This is a genomic window from Nonomuraea sp. B5E05, assembly GCF_039880665.1.
Classification (GTDB): domain Bacteria; phylum Actinomycetota; class Actinomycetes; order Streptosporangiales; family Streptosporangiaceae; genus Nonomuraea.
This window is the reverse complement of record NZ_JBDPMJ010000014.1, coordinates 218,583-227,437: the sequence shown is the minus strand read 5'-3', so window position 1 is coordinate 227,437 and position 8,855 is coordinate 218,583. Positions and strand designations below refer to the sequence as shown.

Sequence of the window (8,855 nt, the reverse complement as noted above, 5' to 3'; positions counted from 1 at the left end):
GATCAAACTCTCCAAAAAAGGTCTGAACCCAACTAACAAAAGGAATCCGTCTACCGGCATAAGCCGATATGACGGGGTTGTGCATCATGCACTGGCTTTTAACACACTGTTGAGTTCTCAAGAAACGGACGCGTTCTTCCTTGTTTGGATTCTCTCGAACCGAAACTCGGAGGCGCCTTTTTCCTTACTTACTTCACTTTATCAGGCGGCCTATTTCTCCGTCAAACCCGGAGGTTTGAAGAAAATCGGTCGACCTTCTTAGGATGGTGCACCCCGCTTCCGGGGCGGCCCCCTAACTTACCGTGCCATCCGAGGCGTGTCGAAACAACCGGTTTTTCGGCGATCGCGACGCGCCCACAGACGGCTCAGGCTTGAGCACGCCGAAGCGACTCCGCCGATTGGCTCGTCTCTATCAAGGGGCTTGCCCTGGGGCCCGTCCACCTGACCGGCGTCCGGCTCACACCCGGGGCGAAGTGAAAGACTAGGTCGCGATCCGCGACACGTCAAATCGTCCCGCCCGTCCCGGCGTGGCGGCAGGTCACGAGTCGGGCGTCACGCGGGCGATGGCCTCCACGCAGCGGGCCAGCAGGGCCCGCAACGCCGTGCGCTCCTCGGTGCTGAGCTCGGCCGCGATCGCGCGTTCGATCAGCACCGCCCGCTCGTCCGCGGCCTCCAGCGCCGCGCGTCCGGCGGACGTGAGCCGGGTCTCCAGAACGTTGCGGTGCCAGGGGTGCGGCGAACGGTCGACCAGCCCGCGTTCCTCCAGGTTCTTGAGCACCACGGTCATGGCCTGGGGGGTGACGAGACATGCTCGCGCCAGCGCCGCACCCGAGATGCCGGGGCTGTCGGACAAGGCGAACAGCGCGGCGTACTGCGGAACGGTCAGCCCGGCCGGCCGGACGGCTGCCTGCTTCGCGGCGATCAGAGCCTGCTCGGCGCGCTTGATGTCCAGTCCGAGCCGTTCGTCAGCAGGCATGCCCATAACGGGGATCGTACAACCTCATACGAAGACTCCAGTCTTGACTCATATAAAAGCTTTGATACCGTGCCCACGTCCGATGACCTGAGATGCGAGGAGAGCGCGGATGATTCCCGCAAGCCACCTGGATCTGCTCAGCCGGCCGCTGTTCGCCCACCTGGCGACGCTCGGCCCCGACGGAGCCGTCAACGTCAACCCGGTATGGACGGTCTGGGACGGTGAGGTCCTGCGGTTCACCACCACGACGGACCGCCGGAAGTGCAGGAACGTCATGGAGAACCCGCAGGTGGCGGTCTCCGTCAACGACCCCGACGCGCCGTACCGTTATCTGGAGATCCGTGGGGTGGTCGAGCGGGTGGAGCCCGACCCGTCGGGCGACTTCTTCGACACGCTGGCCGACCGCTACGGCCTGGAGTACGAGCGGCCGGTCGCCGATGCCGAGCGGCGGGTCGTGATCGTTGTGAAGCCGACACACACCACCCGGCAGTAAGGCGCTCAGCGGCGGATCGTGATCGTCTCGGCGAGCGCCCGCACTTGCCGCGGCGACTCGAACAGCTCCGCCGCCATGCCCGCCTCGCGCGCCGCGAGGACGTTCACCATGTTGTCGTCGAAGAACAGGATGTCCTGCGGCGTCGCCCCCATCCGCTCCGCACAGATCTCGTACGCCCGCCGCTCCGGCTTGGCCGCCCCGATAGGGCACGAGAACGTCAGGGAGGCGAACCGTCCGAGCCAGTCACCATGACGCGATTCCCAGTGGGGCACCAGCTCTTCGATGATGTTCGACAGCAGGCCCAGCCGGTGCCCCTGGTCCGCGAGTTCGTGCACGACCTGCACCATCGACTCGTCCACGTCGCTCCAGCTGGCCAGGTCGGCGCCGATGAGCGCGGGCACGTCCGGGAAGCGCGTCCCCAGCCGCTCGGCCACCGCGCCCCAGTACGCGACACCGCTCTGGCCCTCGTCATAGGGCGGCCGGCAGGCCCAGTACGCCTCCCAGAACCGCTCCTCCGGCACACCCGCCAGTTCGACGAGCCGCCGCCGGCTCTCCGGACTCTGGGTTCGGGCAATCACGCCATAAAGGTCGAACACCATCACATTGGCCATACGCCCGACCCTACGGCGCGTATCCTGCCCCGGTGACCACTGCCGCCACGCTTGCTCCCCCTGTTCGCCCCGCCGCGCGTGTCCGCACGTCAGCGCCCTGGTGGATGGCGTCCCTCGCCGGGATCGCGGCGTTGTCCGGCACGGGCTCCGCCACCCTGAACGGCGACGAGCTGGCCACCGTCAGCGCCGCCTCCCGGTCGTTGTCCGGCCTGTGGGAGCTGGCCCAGCACATCGACGGCCATTTCCTGCCCTACTACCTGTTCATGCACTTCTGGGTGAAGGCGGGCACGGCGGAGCTGTGGCTGCGGTTCCCGTCGGCGGTGGCGATCGCCGTGGCGGCCTGGTTCCTGGCGGACCTGGGCCGGCGCCTGCACAGCGTCCGGGCCGGCGTGGCCGGCGCGGCCGTTTTCGCGATCCTGCCGACGGTCTCCTACTACGGGGCCTTCGCCAGGTCTTACGCCTTCGCCGCCGCCGCGGTCGTGCTCTCGTTCTGGGCGCTGCACCGGGCGCTCGAGCGGCCGGCCGCCCGGCGGTGGGTGCTCTACGGGGTGGCGGTCGCGCTCGTGTGCTCCACGCACCTGTTCGCGGTCCTGGTGCTGCCCGCCCAGCTCTTCCTGGCCCGCCGCGACACGCTGGCGCGGATGGCCGCGGCGCTGGCCGTCGGGTGCGTTCCCGCCGCGGTGCTGGGGCTCGTCGGGTACGGCGAGCGGCACGCCATCAGCTGGATCCCGCAGCGAGGGCCGGAGGTCTGGCTGAAGTTCCCGAAGATGGCGGCGGGGACGACCGGTCTCGGCGTGATGTTGTTCGTGCTGGCCGTGGCCGGGGCGGTGCTGCTGTGGGCGGCGGCGCGCGGGCGGGCCCCGGGCGTGGCCGCCGGCCCGTGGGTGTTCGCGCTGGCGGGGTGGCTCGTGCTGCCGCCGGTGCTGCTGCTCGCGGTGTCCCACCTGGTGACGCCGGTCTACGTCGACCGCTACCTGTTCGTGACCGCTCCCGCGCTGGCGCTGCTGGCCGGGATGGCCGTGGCCGCTCTCCCCCGGTTCCACGTGGTGGCCGCCGTGGTGGTCGTGCTGCTCGGGTGCCTGCTGTCGGTCCAGGAGCATGTGGACGTACGCGAAGAGAACGGGCGCTTCGAGAACATCCCGTGGGCGCTGCGCGTGATCAAGGCCGAGCCCGACGACGCCATCGTGTACGGGCAGAGCCAACTGCGCGCGGGCTTCGACTACTACGCCGACTCCTTGATGCCGGTCGACGTGCTCAGGACGGGCGACGCCCCCGACCTCGGCGGGTTCGGCTATCCGGAGCGCTCCGATGTCTCCGCGGCCCTGGAGCAGCACGATCGGGTGTGGGTCGTCTGGCGCGGGACGAAGAAGTCAGGGCTGGAGGGCGACGGCGTCGACCGGGTCGGGGAGGTGCGGGAGGCGGGCTTCGAGCTCAGCCTCGCCAAGCACTCCGGCGATCTGCCCGGGCTGACGGTGACGCTGTTCACCCGGCCGTGAACGCCGCCCAAGAAGAAGGCGGGCCTCCCCGAACGGGTAGGGCCCGCCTCACGCGGCCGGTCAGCCGACCTCGACGCCGCCGATCGACTTCTTGCCGCGGCGCAGGACCAGGTAGCGCCCCGCCAGCAGGTCATCGGAGGTCGGCACGTAGGACTCGTCGGTGATCTTCACGTTGTTGAGGTACGCCCCGCCCTCCTTGACCGCCCGCCTGGCCGCCGACTTCGACTCCACCAGGCCGCTGTCGGACAGCAGGTCGACGAACGCCGCTCCGAGCGAGTCGACCTTGGCCTTCGGCACCTCGGCGAGCGCGGCCCCGAGCGTGGCGGCGGGAAGCTCCTCCAGCGCGCCCTGGCCGAACAGCGCCTTGGAGGCGGCCACGACCGCGTCGAGTTCGTGCTTGCCGTGGAGGAGCTCCGTGAGGTCCTCGGCCAGTGCGCGCTGGGCCTGGCGGGCGAAAGGCCGCTCGGCGACGGCCTTCTCCAGTTCCTCGATCTCCTCGCGGCTCTTGAAGGTGAACACCTTGAGGTAGTGGACGACGTCACGGTCGTCGGAGTTGAGGAAGTACTGGTAGAAGGCGTAGGGCGAGGTCATCTCGGGGTCGAGCCAGAGGGCGCCGCCCGCCGTCTTGCCGAACTTCGTACCGTCGGCCTTGGTGATCAGCGGCAGGGTGAGCGCGTGAACGTGCGCGCCCTCGATGCGGCGGACCAGATCGGCGCCGGCCGTGATGTTGCCCCACTGGTCGCTGCCGCCGATCTGCAGCGTGCAGCCGTAGCGACGGAACAGTTCCAGGTAGTCGTTGGACTGCAGGATCTGGTAGCTGAACTCGGTGTAGCTCAGGCCCTCACCCGACAGCCGCGCGGACACGGCCTCCCTGGCCAGCATGCGGTTGACCGGGAAGTGCTTGCCGATGTCGCGCAGGAAGTCGATCGCGGTCAGCTCGCCGGTCCAGTCGAGGTTGCTCACCATGAGCGCCGCGTTCGGCTGCGCGTCGAAGTCGAGGAACCGGCCGACCTGGCCGCGCAGACGTTCCACCCATTCGGCGACGATGTCGCTGGAGTTGAGCGCGCGCTCGGTGTTGCGCCCACTGGGGTCGCCGATCAGGCCGGTCGCGCCGCCGACCAGGCCGATCGGGCGGTGCCCTGCGAGCTGGAAGCGGCGCAACGTCAGCAGCGGCACGAAATGGCCGACGTGCAGCGAAGGAGCGGTGGGGTCAAAACCGGAATAGACCGTGATCGGTCCCTTGGCCATGGACGCGCGCAGGGCGTCGAGGTCGGTGGACTGCGCGATCAGGCCTCGCCACGCGAGGTCGTCGAGAATGTCGGTCACGGTGCCGGCTTTCCAGTAGACGGGTTGAGGTTGATTCGATACAAGCGTGCCTGATCGCTCGGGCAGGCCGCCACTTGGATACGCTTCGTGTCCATGTGGAGGGTCCGTCGCGAGCTGGCCGTTTTGAAGATCTTAGGGGCTCTGGCATGCGCCGGACTCGCCCTTTACTGGTGGGTGGGAGCCGACGTGGGCGGCGTGATCCTGGCCGTTCCCGCGGCCGTGCTGATCGGCGTGATGGGCCTGCGCGACCTGCTCGTTCCCGTACGGCTGGCGGCCGACGAGAGCGGGATCACCGTGGTGCACGGGTTCGCGGGCAGGCGGCACGTGCCGTGGGAGGCGATCTGCGACATCAAGGTCGACGTCCGCAGGCGGTGGGGTCTGCGCAGCGAGATGCTGGAAATCGACACCGGGGACTTCCTGCACATCTTCAGCCCTCACGAGCTGGGCGCCTCCCCCACGGAGGTGGCCGCGGCGTTGCGGCGCCGGGGCACGTGAGCGCGGTACGGCGAGACGGCCGGGTCGCCGTCGATCCAGAACCGCCACGGCGTCTCCTTGGCCGTCGAGACGCCCGTACGGGGGCCCGACCTGATGGCGGACGGGTCCGCGGGGCTGCCCTCCAGCAAGACCACCGCGCCGTGCGGGACACCGGTGAGCCGGTGGTCATGCGTTAAGAGCGTCTCCGTTTCGCGCGGCGCGCCCGGCCAGATCGCGTCGATCCCGTTGTGCTCGCGGAGCAGGCCGAGGGCGACCGCCAGCCGGGCAGGCCCGCGGGCGAGATCACGATCGGCGACCCGCCGGCCGCCTCCCGCGGGCGCGGAGGCCGCATTGCCCGTGCGGCGGGCGCGGGCGACGTCCGCGCCCGCCACCACCTCGCCCGCCCGCAGCAGCACGGCCGAGCCCGAGCCCTCCGGCAGGCACACGAGGTTCGCGCAGAAGTGCATGCCGTAGGTGAAGTAGACGTAGACGTGGCCGGGCGGGCCGAACATGACGGCGTTACGCGGAGTTCTGCCGCGATAGGTGTGGGCCGCCGGATCCTCGCCCGGGCCGCCGTACGCCTCGACCTCGGTCAGGCGCACGGCGACGGGACCGTGCACGAGGACGCGCCCGAGCAGGTCGGGCGCGACCTCGGGCGACGGCCGGTCGAAGAAGCTCCGCGGCAACGGGGCGGAGCTCAGCTGCCCGCCGCCCATGCCGCCTGCGCGTCGACGGACTCGCGCAGCGCGACGAGCTGGTCGCGTACGCGGTCGGGTGCGGTGCCGCCGTGGGCCTTGCGCGCGGCCAGCGCGCCGGGCACGCTGAGCACGTCGCGGACGTCCGGGGTCAGGTGCGGTGACACCTTGACCAGCTCGTCGTCGGTCAGCTCGCCCAGGTCCTTGTCGTTGACCTGGCACCACACCACGAGATGGCCGACGGCCTCGTGCGCCTCGCGGAAGGCCACACCACGCCGCACGAGCAGCTCGGCCAGGTCGGTGGCCAGCGCGAAACCGTCGGGGGCCGAAGCCTCCATGCGGGCGGTGTTGACGCGCATCGTCGCCACCAGGCCGGCCATCGCGGGCAGGACCAGCAGCAGCGTGTCGACCGCGTCGAACACCGGCTCCTTGTCCTCCTGCAGGTCACGGTTGTAGGTCAGTGGCAGGCCCTTGAGCGTGGTCAGCAGCGCCGTCAGGTCGCCGATGAGCCGTCCCGACTTGCCTCGGGCCAGCTCGGCCACGTCGGGGTTCTTCTTCTGCGGCATGATCGACGAGCCGGTGGAGTAGGCGTCGTCCATCTCGATCCAGCGGAACTCCTGCGAGGCCCACAGGACGATCTCCTCGCCGAGCCGCGACAGGTGAATGCCGATCATGGCCGCGTCGAACAGGAACTCCGCGGCGAAGTCGCGGTCGGCGACGGCGTCCATCGAGTTGGGCGCGGCGGCGGAGAAACCCAGCTCCTCGGCCACGGCCTGCGGGTCGAGCGGCAACGACGAGCCAGCCAGCGCGCCGGCCCCGAGCGGGGAGATCGCGGCGCGTTTGTCCCAGTCGGTGATGCGGTCGATGTCGCGGGCGAAGGCGTGCACATGGGCCAGGAGCTGGTGGCCGAACGAGACCGGCTGCGCGTGCTGCAGGTGCGTCATGCCGGGCGCGGCCGTGCCGGCGTGCTGCTCGGCCTGCGCCATCAGCGCCGTCTCCAGCTCGACCAGGCGGGAGACGATCGTACGGGCGTGATCGCGAAGGTAGAGGCGCAGGTCGGTGGCGATCTGGTCGTTGCGCGAGCGGCCGGCGCGCAGCTTGCCGCCGAGCGAGCCGAGCCGCTCAAGCAGGCCGCGCTCCAGCGCGGTGTGCACGTCCTCGTCGGCGACCGTCGGCCGGAACTCGCCCGCCTTGCAGGCGCGCTCCAGGTCGTCGAGCGCGCCGATCATGCGCTCGAGCTCCTCCTCGCTGAGCAGCCCCGCCCTGTGCAGCACCCGGGCGTGCGCCCTGGACGCCGCCAGGTCGTACGGGACGAGCCGCCAGTCGAAGTGCACGCTCACCGACAGCCGGGTCAGCGCGTCGGACGGACCTCCTTCGAAGCGTCCGCCCCACAGCCGCATCGGCTTGCCATCACTCACCGTCATCTCCTCCGTGCCGTGTTCATTGATCGCGCCCGCTTCGTGGTCGTCGGCATCGTGTCTCGCGCTCCCCCGAGCTCCTGCGCTCCGGCCGCGACCTTAGTGCAACTCAACGCCTTTTCGCGTCGCGCGCGGCCGCGATCTTTGCCGGGAGGGAGAAGAGCTGGACGAAGCCCTTGGCCAGCGACTGGTCGAATGTGTCGCCGGTGTCGTAGGTGGCGAGCGAGAAATCGTACAGGGAGTCGTCGGAGCGGCGGCCGGTCACGGTGGCGTTGCCGCCGTGCAGGGTCATCCTGATCTCCCCGTTGACGTGCTTCTGGACGTCGGCGATGAGGGCGTCGAGCGCGTTCTTGAGCGGCGAGAACCACAGGCCGTCGTAGACGAGCTCGCTCCACCTCTGGTCGACGCCCCGCTTGAAGCGGGCCAGGTCCCGCTCGACGGTGACGCTCTCCAGCTCCTTGTGGGCGGCGATGAGCGCGATCGCGCCGGGCGCTTCGTACACCTCGCGCGACTTGATGCCGACCAGCCGGTCCTCGACCATGTCGATCCGGCCGACGCCCTGCGCGCCCGCGCGCTTGTTGAGCTCGTCGACCACCTGGAAGGGCGTGAGCGCCCGGCCGTCGACCTTGACCGGGACACCCTGCTCGAACGTGACGACGACCTCGTCGGCCGGTCGCGGCTGCTTGGGGTCGGCGGTGTAGGAGTAGACCTCCTCGGTCGGGCCGTTCCAGATGTCCTCGAGAAAGCCGGTCTCGACGGCGCGGCCCCAGAGGTTCTGGTCGATGGAGAACGGGTTCTTCTTCGACGTCTCGATGGGCAGGCCCTTGGCCTCGGCGTACTCGATGGCCTTGTCGCGGGTCCAGGCGAAGTCTCTCGCGGGCGCGATGATCTCGAGGTCGGGGGCCAGCGCGGCCAGGCCGGCCTCGAAGCGGACCTGGTCGTTGCCCTTGCCGGTGCAGCCGTGGGAGACGATGGTGCCGCCGAAGCGCTTGGCCGCCGACACCAAGTGCTTGACGATGAGCGGTCGCGACAGCGACGACACCAGCGGGTAGCGGTCCATGTAGAGGGCGTTGGCCTGGAGCGCGGGCACGCAGAAGTCGGCGGCGAACTCCTCCCTCGCGTCGACGACGACCGACTCGACCGCGCCGCAGTCCATCGCCCGCTTCTGGATCAGCTCCATGTCCTCGCCGCCCTGGCCGAGGTCCACGGCGACGCAGACGACCTCGGCGTTCATCTTCTCGGCGAGGTAGGGGATGGCGACCGAGGTGTCGAGGCCGCCGGAATATGCGAGAACCACTCTGTCGGGCATTGTGCTTCGTCTCCAGTGCTGAATGTCAGGATGTCCGGTACGGCGGAGCCCACTCAC

General features: G+C 69.7%; 10 protein-coding genes. 4 read left to right on the top strand and 6 right to left on the bottom strand.

Annotation, left to right across the window (positions count from 1 at the left end):
• Positions 1-262, top strand: a 262-nt coding sequence (locus ABGB01_RS25990; RefSeq protein ID WP_347776149.1) for a hypothetical protein, incomplete at its 5' end; no start/stop codon positions are given.
• Positions 263-538: 276 nt separating this feature from the next.
• On the opposite strand, the gene ABGB01_RS25985 is transcribed toward ABGB01_RS25990, so the two are convergent.
• Complete coding sequence (locus tag ABGB01_RS25985; RefSeq protein ID WP_347776148.1) at positions 539-982, bottom strand: MarR family transcriptional regulator; 444 nt, start codon at positions 980-982, stop codon at positions 539-541.
• Between the two features lie 103 nt (positions 983-1,085).
• On the opposite strand from ABGB01_RS25985, the gene ABGB01_RS25980 reads away from it, so the two are divergent.
• A complete protein-coding gene (locus ABGB01_RS25980; RefSeq protein ID WP_347776147.1) occupies positions 1,086-1,469 on the top strand; it encodes a PPOX class F420-dependent oxidoreductase in 384 nt (127 codons plus the stop codon).
• A gap of 5 nt (positions 1,470-1,474) precedes the next feature.
• Here ABGB01_RS25980 and ABGB01_RS25975 read toward each other — a convergent pair whose 3' ends face one another.
• Positions 1,475-2,068: an HAD family phosphatase gene (locus ABGB01_RS25975; RefSeq protein ID WP_347776155.1), complete on the bottom strand. Its 594-nt coding sequence runs from the start codon at positions 2,066-2,068 to the stop codon at positions 1,475-1,477.
• Between the two features lie 44 nt (positions 2,069-2,112).
• On the opposite strand from ABGB01_RS25975, the gene ABGB01_RS25970 reads away from it, so the two are divergent.
• Positions 2,113-3,576 (top strand): glycosyltransferase family 39 protein, encoded by a 1,464-nt coding sequence (locus ABGB01_RS25970; RefSeq protein WP_347776146.1) that lies wholly within the window; start codon positions 2,113-2,115, stop codon positions 3,574-3,576.
• A 60-nt stretch (positions 3,577-3,636) separates the two neighbouring features.
• Here ABGB01_RS25970 and tyrS read toward each other — a convergent pair whose 3' ends face one another.
• Positions 3,637-4,902, bottom strand: coding sequence for a tyrosine--tRNA ligase (gene tyrS, locus ABGB01_RS25965; protein WP_347776145.1), 1,266 nt, complete (start codon positions 4,900-4,902; stop codon positions 3,637-3,639).
• A gap of 93 nt (positions 4,903-4,995) precedes the next feature.
• Between tyrS and ABGB01_RS25960 the strand changes: the two genes are divergently transcribed.
• Positions 4,996-5,397: a PH domain-containing protein gene (locus ABGB01_RS25960; protein WP_347776144.1), complete on the top strand. Its 402-nt coding sequence runs from the start codon at positions 4,996-4,998 to the stop codon at positions 5,395-5,397.
• Here ABGB01_RS25960 and ABGB01_RS25955 read toward each other — a convergent pair.
• The 3 genes from ABGB01_RS25955 to ABGB01_RS25945 form a co-directional block, all read right to left on the bottom strand.
• Positions 5,337-6,092: a DNA-3-methyladenine glycosylase gene (locus ABGB01_RS25955; RefSeq protein WP_347776143.1), complete on the bottom strand. Its 756-nt coding sequence runs from the start codon at positions 6,090-6,092 to the stop codon at positions 5,337-5,339. The genes ABGB01_RS25960 and ABGB01_RS25955 overlap by 61 nt on opposite strands.
• Positions 6,074-7,495 carry an argininosuccinate lyase gene (gene argH / locus ABGB01_RS25950; RefSeq protein WP_347776142.1) on the bottom strand — a complete coding sequence of 474 codons (1,422 nt, stop codon included), beginning with the start codon at positions 7,493-7,495 and terminating at the stop codon, positions 6,074-6,076. The genes ABGB01_RS25955 and argH overlap by 19 nt, the downstream gene beginning before the upstream one ends.
• Before the next feature lie 103 nt (positions 7,496-7,598).
• Positions 7,599-8,798 carry an argininosuccinate synthase gene (locus ABGB01_RS25945; protein ID WP_347776141.1) on the bottom strand — a complete coding sequence of 400 codons (1,200 nt, stop codon included), beginning with the start codon at positions 8,796-8,798 and terminating at the stop codon, positions 7,599-7,601.
• Positions 8,799-8,855 lie beyond the last annotated feature (57 nt).

Coding starts and splice junctions, on each gene's coding strand:
- argH (WP_347776142.1), bottom strand. CDS start 7,495: ATGACGGTGAGTGATGGCAAGCCGATGCGGCTGTGGGGCGGACGCTTC.
- ABGB01_RS25980 (WP_347776147.1), top strand. CDS start 1,086: ATGATTCCCGCAAGCCACCTGGATCTGCTCAGCCGGCCGCTGTTCGCC.
- ABGB01_RS25960 (WP_347776144.1), top strand. CDS start 4,996: ATGTGGAGGGTCCGTCGCGAGCTGGCCGTTTTGAAGATCTTAGGGGCT.
- ABGB01_RS25975 (WP_347776155.1), bottom strand. CDS start 2,068: ATGGTGTTCGACCTTTATGGCGTGATTGCCCGAACCCAGAGTCCGGAG.
- ABGB01_RS25945 (WP_347776141.1), bottom strand. CDS start 8,798: ATGCCCGACAGAGTGGTTCTCGCATATTCCGGCGGCCTCGACACCTCG.
- ABGB01_RS25985 (WP_347776148.1), bottom strand. CDS start 982: ATGGGCATGCCTGCTGACGAACGGCTCGGACTGGACATCAAGCGCGCC.
- ABGB01_RS25955 (WP_347776143.1), bottom strand. CDS start 6,092: ATGGGCGGCGGGCAGCTGAGCTCCGCCCCGTTGCCGCGGAGCTTCTTC.